We start from the raw sequence: 17,260 nt of genomic DNA on the forward strand, positions 1-17,260 counted from the left end.
ATCTTACCACCAAGGCAATTATACCCCCTTGTGGGGTGCTAGTACCTTACGTCCCGGTTAGCGGGATTTAGGCCCATTAATTTTGGAGAAGTTCATGACAGAAGAAGCTCGTCATTTTGAAACGGAACTGGCCGTTATTGGCTCTGGCATTGCCGGTTTTGCCGCGTCAATATTTGCCCTCAACAGAAAAATCACGACAGCTCAGGTTGGTAACACTGGCGCAGTGGCCTACACCACTGGCTACCTTGATCTCCTTGGTAAAATTGAAGGGGAAGCAGGCGCAATAGACAACCCTTGGTCGGGTTTAGAAGATTTAAAAAACAAGTTTTCTGATCACCCCCTCAATGGTGTATCACAAGCTGATACCCGTGAGGCCTTTAATCAATTCACCGCATTTTTAGGTGAATGTGGAATTGCCTATTCCAGCCCTGCTGATACTAATATTACAGCACTTAGCCCTGCGGGAACCCTGAAGAAAACTCTTTGTGTTCCTGCAACTATGGCTGCCGGTCCAAAGGCCTTTGCTGCACAATCACCATGTGTCATAGTCGATTTTAAGGGCCTCAAGGGCTTTAGCGGCAGACAGGTTGTTGCAAACCTTCAGGACAAATGGCCAAATCTCAAAACCGAACGAATCGACTTTCCTGAAATGCTCAGTGGTGAAATTTACCCTGAAGTCATGGCACGCGCCCTGGAAGTTGAAGCTACCCGCAAAGCACTTGCTGAAAACATCAAGGCGATTGCAGGGGATGCTAAGGTCATTGGCCTTCCTGCTGTTCTCGGAATGCACAGCCCTGATTTAGTTAAACGTGAGCTGGAACAGTTAACCGGTCTTGAGATATTCGAGATTCCCACCATGCCACCATCGGTTCCAGGAATCAGATTAAGAGAAATGTTCGAACAGGTCTTTCCTCAAAAGGGTATTACTCTTATTCCCCAACAAAAGGTTACGTCCATTGATTTTAGTGATGATTGCGCCACCCTCAAGCTCAAAGACAATTACGGGCCAATCACCATTAAGGCGAAGGCAGTAATTATGGCAACCGGACGTTTTCTAAGCGGTGGACTCGAAGCCCATATCACTGGCATCAGCGAACCTCTTCTCAGCTTGCCTGTTACTCAGCCATTAAAGAGAGAAGACTGGTATCTCGATCAATACACAGATAGCCGTGGTCACGCCATCCACAAAGCGGGCATTGAAGTTAACAGCTCTCTTAGACCAATAGGAGCAGATGGCACCCCATACCACGAGCGTCTTTTTGGAGCCGGTATCATCCTTGCACATCAGGACTGGATTCGTAGTCGAAGTGGAGCAGGTATAGCCATTGCGACAGCATACAAGGCAGTAGAAGCTGTCGATAATTTTTTACACGCATAAGCGGCTGGGAGTGTGAACAACCATGTCGGATCAAAAAACACCTACAATCAATTTTAAAGAAAAAGCCATGGAACTGCTCCCGGAAGGAGCCAGTTTTGAGGCATGTCTCACCTGTGGCCTCTGTTCTTCCGGTTGCCCTGCCTCAGGGCTTGAGAATATGGATCCCAGAAAATTCATCCGAATGGCCATGCTTGGCATGGATGAAGAGTTATCCACAACCCCATGGGTCTGGTGCTGCACCCAATGTAAACGATGTCAGCATGTCTGCCCCATGAATATCGATATTTCTCAACTCGTGTTCGTCGCACGTGGTAACTGGCCACAGGAGAAAAAACCTTCAGGAATTGTTCGTTCCTGTCAGTTGATTCGTTCCACTGACTCCACCAGTGCCATGGGCCTCCCCCCTGAAGATTTTGTCTTTGTGGTAGATGACGTACTCGAAGAAGTCCGTGAGACCCAGAAAGGTTTCGACAAACTTGAAGCACCAATGGACAAAAAAGGTGCCCATTTCTTTATCAATCAGAACTCAAGAGAACCTATGAGTGAGCCGGATGAAATGGTTCCACTCTGGAAGATTCTTGACATGGTTGGGGCAGATTGGACCTACGGTTCCAAGGGCTGGGCTGCTGAAAACTTCTGTATGTTTGCAGGAGATGAAGACGCCTGGTACCAGGTTATAAAGACCCGTGTCGATGCGGTCAATGACCTTGGCTGTAAGGTTTGGTTAAACACAGAGTGCGGTCACAGCTACTACACAATGTGGAACGCTATTTCAAAGTTTGGTATGGATGCAAACTTCAAACTTGAAAGCCTTGTTACCTATTATGCCCAATGGATTCGCGAAGGAAAGTTACCGGTCAATTCCGACTGGAATGTGAACAATATTAAGTTCACTGTCCAGGATCCTTGCATGATTGTTCGGAAAGCCTACGGGGATGCCATAGCCGATGATATGCGCTTTGTTACCAAAACCCTGGTTGGCGAAGACAACTTCATTGACATGCAACCCAACCGAAGTGCAAACTACTGCTGCGGTGGTGGTGGAGGTTTTCTCCAGGCTGGCATGACAGACAACAGACGAGCCTATGGTAAGCGTAAATTCGACCAGATTGCAGCAACCAAGGCCGCCTACGTCCTTACTCCATGCCATAACTGCCATTCACAGATGGAAGATATCGGTGAGCATTACGGGGGAGACTACGGTGTTGTCCATTTCTGGACCCTTATCTGTCTCTCCTTAGGTATCCTCGGAGAAAACGAGCGCACCTATCTGGGCCCTGACCTTCTGGCCCTGCTCGATTAAAGTATTTATTGCATTCACCTCGTTGCGGGCACGCCATTGCCCGCAACACCCTTTCAGCAGTCCCATTACACTTCCAGCATTACACGTCCAGCATTACGCGTCCAGCATTACGCGCTATAACCACTCACGATACATCCATTTCTTACTGTAACCTGTGTATTATCGAAGACATATCCCATCGGGTATTCATCAGCTTTACAGCGAGATTATCCCCTGTTGGACTCTGCATGGTCATTCATGGGACAACGCTGAAATAATTTATTAAATACAACAGATTGAAGTTTGAAAGAATACTAAGATAGTCTGTTTCCCTGGGTGATATTTTTATTCAGCAAATGACACCTTCAACTTTTCCTGATTTAACCCATAGTATTAAGTGGAAATACCATTGTAAAACAGTGTTAAACAAGATAGGATCGACCTTTTGTATGCCCCTGCACAACAGGGATCTCTTCTCACCCTCAACATATATTGCCTTCTTTTGATAAATATTTTTCTCAATATCTATGGTCTTGTCTGGAGAGTTGCACTCCCCATTTTAAAACGGGCCCGTCGTACTTCTTTTGGTTGGCAGGAAAGAGTTGTCGAGACTTCTCCCTCAGGACCCTTTGACATCTGGATACAAGCGGCGTCCGGCGGTGAGTCGATGTTGACAAATATGATCATCGATGAGCTGACAAAAATCCCGCACTCAAAAAACAAGCTCAAGATACTCGCAACTTCGGGGACCAAAGAGGGCGTAGATAGCCTCAACAAGGGCAAAACTGCACTCAAAAGTGAGCAGGTCGACATACAGACAGCTTATTTCCCCCTTGATGCTCCTTTTCTTATGGAAAAGGCATTTGACCGTTTTTCACCCAGCCTTGTTGTTATTCTAGAAACTGAACTGTGGCCAGCGTTTCTCATAACTGCTAAAAAAAATAATGTCCCCGTATTTCTTGTAAATGGCCGAATGTCAGACAAGAGTGCAGGAACCTATAAACGTTTTTCTCGTTTTTTCAGTTCCTACGGTCCCGAGAAAATCTGGGCAATATCAGAACTTGATCAAGGACGCTTTAAAAACGTTATGGGAACAAGTGCAGTTGACCTGATGAACAACATAAAGTTTGACCGTATTACTCCTGTACACAATCACCCCAAAAACCCTAAATTACTCGCCCTCCTCCCCGAAGGTAAGCCCTTTGTTTTACTAGGCTCCATACGAAGGGAAGAAGAGGACAAAGTAGTTACAACCATTAAACAGCTGCTTATTGCTCACCCTGACATCACTATCGGCGTCTTCCCAAAACATATAACCAGAGCTGAATTATGGCGGGATCTGCTTAAAAAAGAAAACATTGTATGCAGCATACGCTCTGAAATATCAGCAGACAATCCTGCTTCAAGTGTCATTATCTGGGATGTATTTGGAGAACTCGCCGATGCCTATAATCTGGCACAAACTGCCTTTGTCGGAGGTTCCCTTGTAAATTTGGGTGGCCAGAATTTTCTTGAACCGTTAGTATTTGGCCTCAGGCCCATCATCGGCCCCTACTGGAGAAACTTTGGTTGGGTGGGCCGGAACATTGTAACCTCTGGACTGGTTACAGAAGTTGATAGTGAAACTTCACTCACAAAGGCCCTGCTCAAGCGACTTGAGCAGCAACCTGATAAAGAAGTAACCCTTGACCTTGTCCAGAACTATTTTGAACCGAAAAAAGGCGGCACACAATTTGTGTGTCAGAAGATAACTCAAAAGCTTCACGCTATAGACAATTTATAACATGAGCAGCCTACCCCCTTGCTACGCAATTATTCCCGCCAGATATAAATCCGCGAGATTCCCAGGAAAGCCCCTGGCCGACATCCTTGGAAAACCTATGTTTTATTGGGTTTACGAACGTGCCTCCAAGTGTGAACTCATGCAAAAAGTATGTCTTGCCACAGACGACACCAGAATATTTGATGCCGCAAAAAAACTTGATGTCCCTGTTGTAATGACTGATCCTGATCACCCTAGCGGTTCCGATAGAATTAAAGAGGCCGCCGACATCCTTGGACTTGAAGATGAGTCGGTTGTCGTCAATATACAGGGTGATGAACCGGCACTCGACCTCAACATGCCGCGTAAATTGGTGGAGCCTTTCACCAACCCTGATATTCAGGTCACAACCCTTGCCCGTATTATCGACGCAAAGCAGGCTGAAAACCCCGACAGGGTCAAAGTCGTTCGCTCAGAACAGGGATTTGCCCTCTACTTCTCCCGGTCAAAGATTCCACATATTAGAGACATTGAAGAAAAAGATACTGACTACCTGCTTCACATAGGGCTTTATGCCTACAGGCTTTCTGCCTTAAAAACCTTTACCTCTTTGCCTCCAAGCCCTCTTGAGAAAATTGAGAAACTTGAACAGTTACGTCTTCTCGAAGCCGGTATGGGCGTATATGTGGTGACGACTGACTATAAAGGTTTCGGAGTCGATCGACCCGAAGATTTAGAGCTGATCAGTGACCAGATGCAAAAGCTACAAAACCTGACCTAAGACAGGTTTTGTAATTTGTGTTCGTATGGGATTGTGAAACTATCTACTTAGTTTCCTGGTCTTCCTTTTGATGATCCCGGTCGAGATGAAAATTCACCCAGGAAGAGGTATCCTTCAGTTCCCAGAGGCGGGGAGGTACAAACTCCGCGTTCAGCTTTTCCGTCTCCCCATACTTTTTCATCCGCTTATAGGCCCGCACCCAGACGCAGAGTTTATCCGTATGAACCTCGCAATAGCCATCCTTACTTCCACCGCAGGCACCATTACGAGTATGCTTTGGGCAACCGGATTCCGGGCAGAGAAAACCTACATGCTGAATCCCGCAATCCCCGCAGCTCTGGCAGGAAAGCATGGTTTTCTTGAATGGATCTTCAAAAAAACGCTTTAAAATCCAGGATCTTTTGTTTTTATCAAGACTATAGGATAATTTTTTATAGACCGGTGCAAAGCTGGCCTTTTTATCAAAGAACCAATCATGGGCGGTACGCAGGAAGAGATAATGCCAGCCCTCTGTCATCTTCAACTCAATTGGGTTTTTGGTGGGTATCTCCTCTTTATGATCGATATCATTGTGATAAAGATAAAAGCGGTCCTTCTTTATTTCTTTAAATTCCTCTCTATACTCTTCCCAGTTATGTTCGATGGCTTCCATCCTATCCAGAACTCTCTCCACGACAGCGAAACTCCCATGGACGCCACCAATATGTATTCCCTTGTAACCAATACCCTTTAAAACAACCCCAAGCCTTGCAGTTCTTTCTATGGCTTCATGACGCCCTTCATCTAACACTTCCCACTGCTTTGTAATTTTCTGGAAAAGAGTATCAGAGACGTGAACCCCTGGAACCTTGCCACCATTCATTACCCGCGCCGCACCCTTACCCAGATGATACAATGATGCAAGAGCCGGTACCTGCATCTGCTTATCACGCATAAAGAACAGCAGTTCTTCATATTTATCGATGTCATAGCCGAGCTGGGTAATGGTAAAGGATGCCCCTTCCTCTATTTTGCGCTCCAGTTTCTTATACTGAATCCAACTTTCGGCCTCTGTGTACTTAAACGGTGACACAGCACATCCGAGGGTAAATATATCGGAGTGACCCGAGTTAATGAGACGTCGATTCAGATCATTGAGCATTGATGTGAGGATGACCGAGTCAAAATCAAACACCGGTGTACCCCGACCCCGAAAACCTTCTCCTGAGAAATCACCTGTCAACGCCAGAATATTTTTTAGCCCCATATGAGCCAGTTGCAATGCCCTGCTTTCAAGACCCATTCTATTTGCATCCCGACACGTGAAATGTACAATAACATCCATGCCACGATCCAGAATATCTCGTCCAAGTACATCGGGACTGAGGGCGGGATTACCGCCTGGATTGTCCGTGATCGATACAGCACTTATCCTGCCATCCTTATACGCTTGATTGGATATATCTTTGATGCTATCAGTCGTTCGTCCACTCGACTCACGCCCGGGCACCAACTCAAGGGTGATTATAAATTTTTCAGGGGTGGAAATATCATCATTAAAATTGCGGTTCATCAATAATGCTCCTCTACAAATCTAATCCCAAAAAGCAGATATTCTGACATTATAGAAATGACAACAATCTACTTCGCAAGGTGGCCCTAGTTAGTCGTTCCATAAGCACGCCCATACAACCACCACATTGTAGTACATAATACACAATAACCAGCCACTATAGAAATGCAAAATTACCCCGGAGCGAGATGGTTATCTGCCCGCAACACAGACAAACCACTAAACACCTAAGGGTTTCAGCGGATTACACCATTACAATATAATTTTTTCGAAGGAAAAATTTATTCAAGAAAAGAAAAAAAGAACGAGAAAATAGCTATTTTACTCTTTTAAAGCTCACTAAAATCCAGAATACCCCTGCACATAGAGCAGAGCTGTCAGATCGCCATACACTATCGAATTTTTCGCCCTCTCTCTGAGATAGGCTTTAGGATGAAAGCCTACTCCAAGACCAGCTGCAGAAATCATTGCCAGATCATTGGCCCCATCACCCACCGCCAGACAGTCGGACTCTGTCAGAGAATTTTCTGAGGCATATTGCCGTAAAAATGAAAGCTTGGTGTTGTGATCCAGGATAGGATCCTCAACCATGCCGGTCAGAAGATTATTATTCAGTTGGAGTACATTTCCATGGTGTGCATGAAAACCGAGATGATGTGCCACCGGCTCGGTAAAACAGGTAAAGCCACCTGAAACAAGTACACAGTAGACGCCGTTTTCTCCCATTACCCGCACCAAGGTTTCTGCCCCGGGCATGTACTCAATTTCACGTTCAGTTTTTCCAAGGGCCTCAGTGGACAAACCGCGTAACATTTTGACCCGGGTACGTAAAGCGGTTGGAAAATCAATCTCTCCACACATTGCCTTTTCGGTGATGGTTGCAATCTGATCCTTTAAGTTACAGGCAGCTGCCAGATCATCAAGCGTCTCACCAATCACCATGGTGTTATCCATATCGGAGATCAACAGCTTCTTTTTCCGGCAGCCATCATCTTCAATAACAAAGGAGTCAATCAGGTCCTCTGCGAGTAAATCCTCAACTGCAGATCTTGACCATTGCTCAGCAGGAAGGTCCAGAAACAGTTCTGCAGCCTTACCAGGTTCCAGCCAAAGCCACGGACCAGTCTCACCACCGATACATGCACTTACACGGTCCAGTAATTCTTGCAATAAAGGATTTTTTTTGCTGGATGATACGAGGATGAGAATTTGAGCCATTATCTTTCAACCATTTTTAAACTGGAATCAATCCAAAAAGTATGGACCAGAGCAGCAGACCACAACCACTTTTTTGAATTTGATCTCCTACATAAACAAAGAATTGCTGATTCTACAGGAAGATTTTACTTCAAGTAAAGAAAATTATTAAGCCATGTTACAGTTTCACCAAATTAAAACAAGCGAACAACAGCTTAATCCAATTTTCTCCTGTTTTTCAGCCATTTTATTGGCACAAACATAGAAACACGATTTTGATAGTCTCGATAACGATCCCCATATACAGACAGGATTTTTCTCTCTTCAAGCAGAGTCCCTACAACCAGGTAGATAGTGAGGATTACAGCTACTGCAAAATTTTTCTGATAATAGACACCATACATCGACCAGACAAACAGTAGAGTCCCAAGATACCAAGGGTGCCGGATCACACCGAAAATACCGGATTCTGAAAAAGACTGACTATCACCAAGCAGTAACTGCTCCTTACCATCACGAATCTGCTGAAAACCCAAAAAATATTGCATATTATACCCTTTGGCTCCAGCTAAAAAGCAACAAAGAGCTATGGCAAATAACACAAAACGCACCCCAATGATCCACCCCGACCAGGAGAAAACAACTGGTCCTTTATCATACAAACCCACCACAAGTAATGGTACAAGGGTAAGGATAGACAGCAGGTTATAGAGGAGACGGTAGTAGGTTGACCTCACCCCAAGACGTTCTTTACAGTAACCTGCAACCGTAGGATCAATTAAGAGGGAATGCATAACACACCACAAGATCCATGCACAACAGAACCAGAACAATGCTCTCCCCCAATGTATTTTGAAATAGTTATTCAACTGTTGCCAACAACAGTATTATCAGCACAACTTTACATAGTAGGCTCCCTTGCATAATGTGCAAGCACGCGTTAATAGTAGCATTACTTTTACAATTTGCAGGTACTTGCCACAAACATACAGCTACACTTACTACAAAGTAATAATCAATAGCCTTAGAGAGAACTCCCATGAGACGTACTAAACTCAGAATATACGAATTCATGCAATCTGAATCAGCCGGTGGTATCCTGCTCATGATCACCGCAGCACTCGCCATGGTCATTGCAAACACGCCGCTGCACGTTTTTTATGATCTGTTTATTGACACACCGGTTCATATTAAAATTGGTCCACTCGAGATTGCAAAACCACTCCTGCTCTGGGTTAATGACGGCCTGATGGCAGGCTTTTTCTTTCTTGTTGGTCTGGAGCTTAAAAGAGAACTTTTGATCGGAGAACTTTCTGACAAAAGCAAAATCGTCCTGCCCGCACTTGGCGCTATTGGTGGCATGGCAATTCCAGCACTGATTTATATTGTTATCAACTGGGGTGATCCCACAGCCATCAAAGGCTGGGCCATTCCGGCGGCAACAGATATTGCATTTGCCCTTGGTATCCTCTCACTGCTGGGTTCACGGGTGCCTATCAGTTTGAAGATTCTACTTACATCTCTTGCAATATTTGACGATATTGGTGCAATCCTGATAATCGCGTTATTTTACACCGACTCTCTATCAATCAGCTCCCTTATCGTTGCGGGTATATGTATTGCTATACTTTTTGTTATGAACAAAAGGGGCCAGGAAAAAATAAGTATGTACTTTTTCATTGGTTCCATAATGTGGGTGGCTCTTCTTAAATCCGGTGTACATGCAACACTTGCAGGGGTAATTCTTGCCATGTTCATCCCCATGTACTCTAAAGAAGACCCGGAACATTCCCCGGTAATGGAACTTGAACATGATCTCCACTCAGCAATAGCCTTTTTTATTCTCCCTATATTTGCTTTTTGTAATAGCGGTATAAGTATGACCGGGGCCAGCTCAGATTTTTTCCTCCACGGCGTACCCGTGGGTATCGCCCTAGGTCTTTTTGCAGGAAAACAGATCGGCGTATTTGGTTTTATCTGGCTGGGAATTAAAACCGGTATAGCAAAGATGCCTGCTGGAATGAACTGGGGTTCCCTCTATGGTATGGCCGCACTCTGTGGAATCGGCTTTACCATGAGTCTTTTTATCGGCTCCCTTGCCTTTAATCAGACTATTGATCAACTGGTTTTTGATGAACGTTTTGGTATTGTATTTGGATCTTTACTCTCAGGCGCTGTTGGTGCATTTATCCTCCATAAGAGTCTTCCCCCTGCAACTGGTGAGGACAAGAACAGCCAATAGCTGCCCCCGGTACAGTTGAAAACAAGCCAGGACAAGTGCCTTGTTGGCAACAATCAACTTCACGATTTTAAATATTGTTCCTGAGTTTCCGGGAGTCTACGCTACCTGTTTTTTTTACAGAAGTTCAGGAGTAAGGCACTACGTCACTTCACAGAAGAGGGATATTCAAACCTTTGAAAAAACTTACCCAGACAGTTTCAGCTACAGCCCTGCTGCGCCATGCTGAGCAGAAAACCGAGCAAAACGAAGACCCGATTATTCATCTTCTGAGAGCTGTTGCCAAAACCGGGTCCATCAATAAGGCCGCAAAGGAAATAGGACTAAGCTACAAGGCCACCTGGGAAAGAATAGAAACCATAAATAACCTCTCCCCGACCCCGCTTATCAAACGGCAAACCGGTGGCAGTGGCGGCGGTGGGACAGTGCTCACCGAAGATGGCCATAGTTTTCTAAAAAGAGCCATTAATTTTCACTCTGAACTACAAAAACTGGTAAACTTTTTTCAAGATACCCCAAAAGATGCCTTTACCATGTTGCAAACCCTCAAAGGGATGGAAATGAAAATCAGTGCCCGAAACGTCTGGCTCGGCAATGTAACCCGTATTGAAACAGGAGTGGTCAACAGTGTTGTCACCATTGCTTTAAAGGGAAAGGATACCATAGTTTCTACAATTACAGATAATTCTGTACAACGACTAGGACTTGAACCGGGTAAAGAGGTATATGCCATTGTTAAAGCCCCATCTGTCATGCTGAGCCGCGATGTCGATCCCGGTAAAATGTCCGCCCGCAACATCCTCCAGGGAACAATTACCCGTATAGATTCGGGCGCTGTCAACGATGAAGTAACCATTGAGATTTCAAGCGGCAATACGGTCACCTCAATCCTTACCAGTGCAAGTGTCCAGAGTCTTGAACTCGAAGAAGGAGTTCAGGTCTCAGCAATCATTAAATCCTCAAGTGTGTTGCTGGCACTGCCTTAATATTCGATCATCCCCTCCGGGACTGCATTATTTAGAGGAATGGCTAATAATATTAATAATTGCAAGATGTCCAGCCACATTCGTTTACTTTTTTTTATTTATGTAACATACTATGACGTAGTACTGTTGCTAACCCCGATAAAAGGGATACGTAACTTGTGAATTACTTGAAACAATGAATGTACCTCAACTCAATTTTTCAGAGTCTACGCTTCCTGTTTTTTATGACAGGTTTTCCTGAGTAGGGTTCAGCGATTCCACAGCTCATATGCAAAAAGGCTCACTATGGCCCGTGAACCAATACAAAATAATTCCGACCAGATACGATTCCTGCTTAAGGAATTCTTTACAGAACAAGCATATTCACCCAACGACATCGCCGAAGCTATTGAAAATAAAGAATTATTCACAAACCCCATCGAAATCCTGCCCTACCTTCAATCCGCCCTCCTTGATGATCAAATACTAGAAGTCGAAATCGACAACCTCACAAGAGTCTATTTTTCCAGGCTCTACGACGACCTGCCTGATCTGGAGCCCATTGATGACAACGGAAAGATTATTTATGTCGAACCGGATTATAATCCGGCTGACTACCTCAAGGAATTGGACTACATAAACTCCTGGCCCCTGGAACCTGGTATGGGGAATTTAGCAGTACGACACTCCCAAAAGGTTATTTTCAGATTGTTTACTTCGTCCTATGCGGTTGAACTCGGGACCTACTTCCTTGAGCAGGCTGAAGTGCAGAAAATCCCCTGCCTCAGGTTTGAATATCCTGTCATTGGCAGAATAGTCCGGGGGGCCCGAGCCTATCGAGCCAAGGTACCCAATGATTTTTCCCTAATAGCCAAAATAATAGATGAGAAAACAAAGAACATAATCCGGGGCGAAGTTGTGGATATCAGTGCCCAGGGTATGGCATTCAAGGTCGGTAAACATGAACGACACCTCGTCCCTGAATCTGAGAACAGGGTTCTTGAATTAGAGTACAACAACGACACCGTCGTCCAGGTTACCGTAAACATCAAACATCTTTCAAAGGTGCGAAGCAAGGAGGGAACCAACCACCTGTGCGGAGTTAATTTCGACCTGGAGACCAGGACGATTGCAAGTGAAATCGAGTCAATTGTAGCTCAGGTTCAGCGGGCACACTTAAAAACGCTCTCTGACTTGTCAGAAGAAAGCGGTATTACTCTCATCTCCTGATCTCAAGATCCCATAGTTTTTATTTCGGCCCTCATTGAGATATATTCAAGTCCTGGAAACCTTCCTGAACTCTAGCCCGCATTTCTCATCAATAAAATTTTCCGCAGGTCGAGGCACAAGCTACGCCGGCGTAGTAAACCACTCCAAGTGGCCCTAAACGCTGTAACTGCAAAAAAATCTTTTGACCCGAAGGGTGGGCTTTTCAATTTCAAACGAAAAAGCTCGTGAAATATTCCGATTAGGACCTGATATCTAAACGGGGAGCTTTTAAAATTTTCTTGATACCCTCTTTAATATCCATCTGAGCAGGGTTTTCAAAGCTCTGTTCCATGAGTTTTTTAAATAGATCATCCTGCTCTATGGGGTGCAGATACTCCTCACACCCCCCATCTTTTAACTGTACATGGGCCGCCCATGGGACAAAATAGTTCATCACCGGCAAATCCTTACTCCCTGAGATATCAACATTTAAACCGGCAACATAAAGAAGATTCCTGCCCTTATAATCATCACAGCGCCTAATGGACTCGACCACCCGGGCAAATTCAAGTTGAATATTTGTCTTTGCAGCGCGAAGGGCCGGATGACGCGCACTGACAATATCCGGCATAAATTCAATGATGTTCCTCTCAAGCAAGATCGAATCATCTGTTTCGTGAAAATCTTCACGGAAAAAGAACATGTCGGCTTCGAGCAACGTACCTATGCTTTTTCCAACTCCAGAATGCCACTGGTAATCAAGGGTCTCCAACCGCTTCTTAAAAGCTTCAGAAACCAGATACGTCTGTGTCGTCGCCCCTGCTTTTATCGGTTGAATTGTGCCCAGACTATCCCCATCAACAATATTATCGAGACGGAGTACAAGCCCCTGGGAAACAGGGTGGGAGGCAAAGTCGATAAAGGAGTTCTTTACAGTAATAAGATGACGACCATTGTCATCCTTATGGAGAAATATCCGGTCTCTCGCAAATTGATACTGCTCGAGATATGGACTGATCACATGGATGAGCTTACCACAGGAATCAGAAAGACAACGATCCTGCATCTGGGGCCGCCGATAGGAACCATACACACCGGTTTCAGGGTCATATCCCACATGGCTGGCCTGGAGTATCATCAGATCTTCACCGTGGTGGGAGTGGGGCCCATGTCTATCGATGGCCATGATCCCTCCGACCCGCCCATGATTAAAGGGAAAGGTTCCAAAATGTTTGGTCAAAAGGATGATTGGCAGGCCCTGATTTTCATCGGAGCAAAAAGCCCTTGAAGGCATTATTAAGCCCTTCCTAAAACCCAGTGACATACAAAGATTATAGAGGCGTGGGACGAACTCCGGATAGGGTATAGCCAACCCATCAACCTTAAACGGGGCTACCTTTCTAACCACATAGACATCTCGATATTTATTGAACATTACTCTGAATCTCCCCCTTTTTTGCGCCTCTCATCAAATTAAGACCATAGACCTACAGACCTCTTTATTTTGCTACACTTTTAGTATCAGGCAGAAAGATGAGAAGGTCAATAGACCAAAATGACTTCCTACAATTCAGAGTACTATTCTGAGCCTTAGCAAACATATGCATAAAATAGAATACGTTTAACAGCTTACAAATACAATACCTTTGAGGCTACCGAAAACGCATCGTGGTAACATACAATACTCCGACAACCAGACGGAAAACATTGAAAAATATTGTCTTTTCCAAGTATATTGATTCACATTTACTTCAACTGGCGAGTTGTATTGGTGCAGTTCCACATAAGGATCCATCATGTTGAAAAACGTATCAACAATCCTGAAGAGTGAACTCCTCATTGGTATCATAATTTTTGTCGTATCATTTTGGGTGTTTGGCCAAATTGATGCCCTAGAAAAGTTAACCACATGGTCAAGTCAACATGAAGAGTATGAGGTCGATGAATTCCTATCCTCCTCATTGGTACTCCTTGTTCTCTGCCTGATATTTTCTGTTAGAAGGTACAGAGAATCCATACAAAAAACACGGGAACTGCAAAAAGCTCTTGATGAAATTAAAATACTCAAAGGAATAATTCCAATCTGCTCCTACTGCAAATCCATACGTGATGATGCAGGAAGCTGGAAACAACTTGAATCCTATGTGCGTTCCAATTCAAGTGCTGAGTTCTCCCATGGAGTCTGCCCTGAATGTTACAACAAGATGATGCAGACTATGGATAAAGAGGACAATCAGCACAATAATATAAAACCAAACTCTCTTTGATGGAGTTACTTTTATATTAGTTTTCTGAGCTAGTACGCAATCTTAAAAGTATCACAGCTCAGACCTCAACCTGCCCCATTGATTGTCCAAAACTTACAAGACACTGATCGGGTGAAAAACAACGCTCTGAAGCCTCCTCCATAAAATGGCTAAACCTTTCCGGATATGGCTCCTCTAAGAGGCTGCCCACAGGGATATACGGGAATATTTCATCATACCGCTGAGTGGTTGTAGCATTGACTCTTCTGTTAATATGGGAGCGGTTGAGCTGTTCGGTATTTTTCAATGCAGCTGCGGCCAGCAATTCGCTGACGCTACGAATAGATTGTCTGTGAAAATTGGCCACGCGGGGAATTTTATCTTCAACCACAAGACCTTTCACAAACCTGGGGTCCTGGGTTGTGATTCCAGTAGGACATTTATTGTTGTTGCATTCAAGGGCCTGGATACAGCCAAGAGCTAGCATCATGCCTCTCGCCGAATAACACATATCAGCTCCGAGAGCCAGGTTCTTAACAAGATGAAACCCGGAAAACATCATACCACTGGCAGCAACTCTGATATCTTTTTTCAGATCAAAGCCCATCAGGCAATCGACAACAAAGGCCAGGGCATCCCGAAGAGGCATACCCACTGAGTTCGAATACTCTAAAGGAGCGGCTCCGGTCCCCCCTTCCCCACCATCAACTGTAATAAAATCTGGTGTAATACCTGTTACAACCATTGCTTTACACAGGGCAACAATTTCACTTTTCCTCCCCACGCAAAGCTTAAAACCTATGGGTTTACCACCGGAGAGTTGCCGCAATTTTCCTATAAACTCCATTAACTCCAGTGGTGTTGAGAAGGAGTTATGAGTGGGAGGAGAGTCCACTTGAGTCCCTGCTACCACACCTCGAATCCGAGCTATTTCATCCGTATTTTTCGCAGCAGGCAGAATGCCTCCATGACCGGGTTTGGCCCCTTGGGAGAGCTTAATTTCTATCATCTTAACCACATCTAGACAGGCTTTTTCGGCAAACATTTTTTCTGAAAAGGTGCCATCCTCATTGCGGCAGCCAAAATACCCGGTGCCAATCTGCCAGATTATGTCTCCACCTTTTTCAAGATGATATGGACTGAGCCCGCCCTCACCCGTATTATGAGCGAAATTTCCTGCTTTTGCGCCACCATTAAGAGCTATTATGGCATTTTTACTGAGAGCGCCAAAACTCATGGCTGAAATATTTAATAGACTTGCTTTATACGGCTTTGTACAGGCAGGTCCACCAACAGTGGTATAGAGGCCATGACTTTCAGCCCCATGTGAAATTGCCCCTAATGAATGATCCATCCACTCATAACCGACACGGTACACATCAACCTTGGTGCCAAAAGGGTTGGAATCCATGGCATTTTTTGCTCTCTGATAGACAACGCTTCGAAACATCCTGCTCACTGGTCGTCCATCTGTCTCAGATTCCACGAAATATTGTTGAACCGGAGGTCGCAGGATCTCAACCAGCATCCGTCCGCGCCCTAGTATGGGGAAATTTCTCCAAATGGTATGTTTAACCTGGTGCATATCATACAAACCGACACATACTAGAACAATGAGGGGTGGCAACAACCAGAAAAGAGGTTGCCAAAATAGGCCTAAGATGAGAATAAACGTAATACTGACAACCGAAAAAATAATGAATCCTCTTTGCATTGAAGCCCCTCAAATATAAGTCAATGTATCTAGTCAGTGCCTATTTCAATTGGTTTTTGGATAGGACTACGATCTGAATCCACTACTATCATATGATTATTCCTGACCTTTTGCCACTCCTTTGAGCTGTTAAGCGGCTCTGAAACAAGAAGGACCGCATTATCGCCTGGATCCATGGAGAATTGCCCCTTACGACAATGAAACTCATCGCCTTGTAACAGATAGAGGCTGTTAGAATCTTCCCCTGAGCTGACATATCGCGTAGCTACCATTCTCCTGCCATCAGACAGTACCAGATTAAGGGTGGAGGGTGTTGTTACACCCGCATTGGCTTTAAGATGTTCTATTCTTTCGATAACCTTCGTCAGGGCAAAGGACAGTTGCTCAACTGTAGGCTCTGCTATCTCTCTTATCTCATCAACAAACATTGCTAAGAGATGCTCTGAGTCAGTATTGCCTTTGATCATGGCGTAGGACTCATCGGACAACTCTCTTCGTAGATCACGGCGAATCTTATCAAAACCAAACACTGTCCCGTTATGCATAAACAGATAACTATTCCATGAAAAGGGATGACAGTTGGACCTGGAAACCTGCCCCCCTACCGTAGCAGCACGTACATGGGCAAAAATACAATCACTCTTGGTCACCCGGGCAATATTTCGAAGATTGGCACTATTCCATGCGGGTGAAACTTCCTTGAATAGAGCTGGAGAGTCAGAGAATTGAGAGGCGTACCAGCCAACTCCAAACCCGTCTCCGTTCAGGGGTTCGACCCTTTCCTTGGCTTGAAAACTTTGATGAATGATGGAGTGGACCGGCTCTGTCACTAGAGATGACAGAAAAATTTCAGGCCCCAAGTATGCTGCGAATCGACACATAGTGTCCCCCAGGCAAATAAGTAAAATAATCGGAATAGATTCTGTACTCAACTG

Annotated in this window: 14 protein-coding genes; 8 read left to right on the forward strand and 6 right to left on the reverse strand. The window is 44.8% G+C overall.

The features are described 5' to 3' along the window. Positions 1-94 precede the first annotated feature (94 nt). The 4 genes from glpB to kdsB all read left to right on the forward strand — a co-directional run bounded on the left by glpB (position 95) and on the right by kdsB (position 5,203). Entirely contained in the window at positions 95-1,378 is a 1,284-nt protein-coding gene (glpB, locus tag ACX6CI_RS17815) for a glycerol-3-phosphate dehydrogenase subunit GlpB (RefSeq protein ID WP_458775006.1), read from the forward strand. Between the two features lie 22 nt (positions 1,379-1,400). Then, a complete protein-coding gene (locus tag ACX6CI_RS17820) occupies positions 1,401-2,681 on the forward strand; it encodes a (Fe-S)-binding protein (RefSeq protein ID WP_458775007.1) in 1,281 nt (426 codons plus the stop codon). Positions 2,682-3,105: 424 nt separating this feature from the next. Continuing rightward, entirely contained in the window at positions 3,106-4,443 is a 1,338-nt protein-coding gene (locus ACX6CI_RS17825) for a 3-deoxy-D-manno-octulosonic acid transferase (protein ID WP_458775008.1), read from the forward strand. 1 nt (position 4,444) lies between these two features. Beyond that, positions 4,445-5,203, forward strand: a complete 759-nt coding sequence (gene kdsB, locus ACX6CI_RS17830; RefSeq protein ID WP_458775009.1) for a 3-deoxy-manno-octulosonate cytidylyltransferase — start codon at positions 4,445-4,447, stop codon at positions 5,201-5,203. A gap of 43 nt (positions 5,204-5,246) precedes the next feature. Here the strand turns inward: kdsB and ACX6CI_RS17835 are convergent, their stop codons facing one another. The 3 genes from ACX6CI_RS17835 to ACX6CI_RS17845 all read right to left on the reverse strand — a co-directional run bounded on the left by ACX6CI_RS17835 (position 5,247) and on the right by ACX6CI_RS17845 (position 8,746). Beyond that, positions 5,247-6,755 (reverse strand): methylenetetrahydrofolate reductase C-terminal domain-containing protein, encoded by a 1,509-nt coding sequence (locus ACX6CI_RS17835; protein ID WP_458775010.1) that lies wholly within the window; start codon positions 6,753-6,755, stop codon positions 5,247-5,249. A 339-nt stretch (positions 6,756-7,094) separates the two neighbouring features. Continuing rightward, positions 7,095-7,973: a phosphoserine phosphatase SerB gene (gene serB, locus ACX6CI_RS17840; protein ID WP_458775011.1), complete on the reverse strand. Its 879-nt coding sequence runs from the start codon at positions 7,971-7,973 to the stop codon at positions 7,095-7,097. A 194-nt stretch (positions 7,974-8,167) separates the two neighbouring features. Further along, positions 8,168-8,746 (reverse strand): NnrU family protein, encoded by a 579-nt coding sequence (locus ACX6CI_RS17845; protein WP_458775012.1) that lies wholly within the window; start codon positions 8,744-8,746, stop codon positions 8,168-8,170. 245 nt (positions 8,747-8,991) lie between these two features. Here ACX6CI_RS17845 and nhaA point away from each other — a divergent pair, with 245 nt between their 5' ends. From nhaA to ACX6CI_RS17860, 3 genes are all read left to right on the forward strand, one after another. Then, positions 8,992-10,194, forward strand: a complete 1,203-nt coding sequence (gene nhaA / locus ACX6CI_RS17850) for a Na+/H+ antiporter NhaA (protein WP_458775013.1) — start codon at positions 8,992-8,994, stop codon at positions 10,192-10,194. A 173-nt stretch (positions 10,195-10,367) separates the two neighbouring features. Beyond that, positions 10,368-11,177 (forward strand): TOBE domain-containing protein, encoded by an 810-nt coding sequence (locus ACX6CI_RS17855; RefSeq protein WP_458775014.1) that lies wholly within the window; start codon positions 10,368-10,370, stop codon positions 11,175-11,177. A gap of 285 nt (positions 11,178-11,462) precedes the next feature. Beyond that, positions 11,463-12,386, forward strand: a complete 924-nt coding sequence (locus ACX6CI_RS17860) for a PilZ domain-containing protein (protein WP_458775015.1) — start codon at positions 11,463-11,465, stop codon at positions 12,384-12,386. A 238-nt stretch (positions 12,387-12,624) separates the two neighbouring features. Here ACX6CI_RS17860 and ACX6CI_RS17865 read toward each other — a convergent pair whose 3' ends face one another. After that, positions 12,625-13,800 carry a hypothetical protein gene (locus ACX6CI_RS17865; RefSeq protein WP_458775016.1) on the reverse strand — a complete coding sequence of 392 codons (1,176 nt, stop codon included), beginning with the start codon at positions 13,798-13,800 and terminating at the stop codon, positions 12,625-12,627. Positions 13,801-14,161: 361 nt separating this feature from the next. Between ACX6CI_RS17865 and ACX6CI_RS17870 the strand changes: the two genes are divergently transcribed. Then, positions 14,162-14,632, forward strand: a complete 471-nt coding sequence (locus tag ACX6CI_RS17870; protein WP_458775017.1) for a hypothetical protein — start codon at positions 14,162-14,164, stop codon at positions 14,630-14,632. 58 nt (positions 14,633-14,690) lie between these two features. Here ACX6CI_RS17870 and ACX6CI_RS17875 read toward each other — a convergent pair whose 3' ends face one another. Then, positions 14,691-16,325, reverse strand: coding sequence for an FMN-binding glutamate synthase family protein (locus ACX6CI_RS17875; protein WP_458775018.1), 1,635 nt, complete (start codon positions 16,323-16,325; stop codon positions 14,691-14,693). 29 nt (positions 16,326-16,354) lie between these two features. Next, the gene (gene egtC, locus ACX6CI_RS17880) at positions 16,355-17,206 is read right to left on the reverse strand and encodes an ergothioneine biosynthesis protein EgtC (protein ID WP_458775019.1); all 852 of its coding nucleotides are present in this window, start codon (positions 17,204-17,206) and stop codon (positions 16,355-16,357) included. Positions 17,207-17,260 lie beyond the last annotated feature (54 nt).

This window comes from Desulforhopalus glucosivorans (assembly GCF_054397165.1).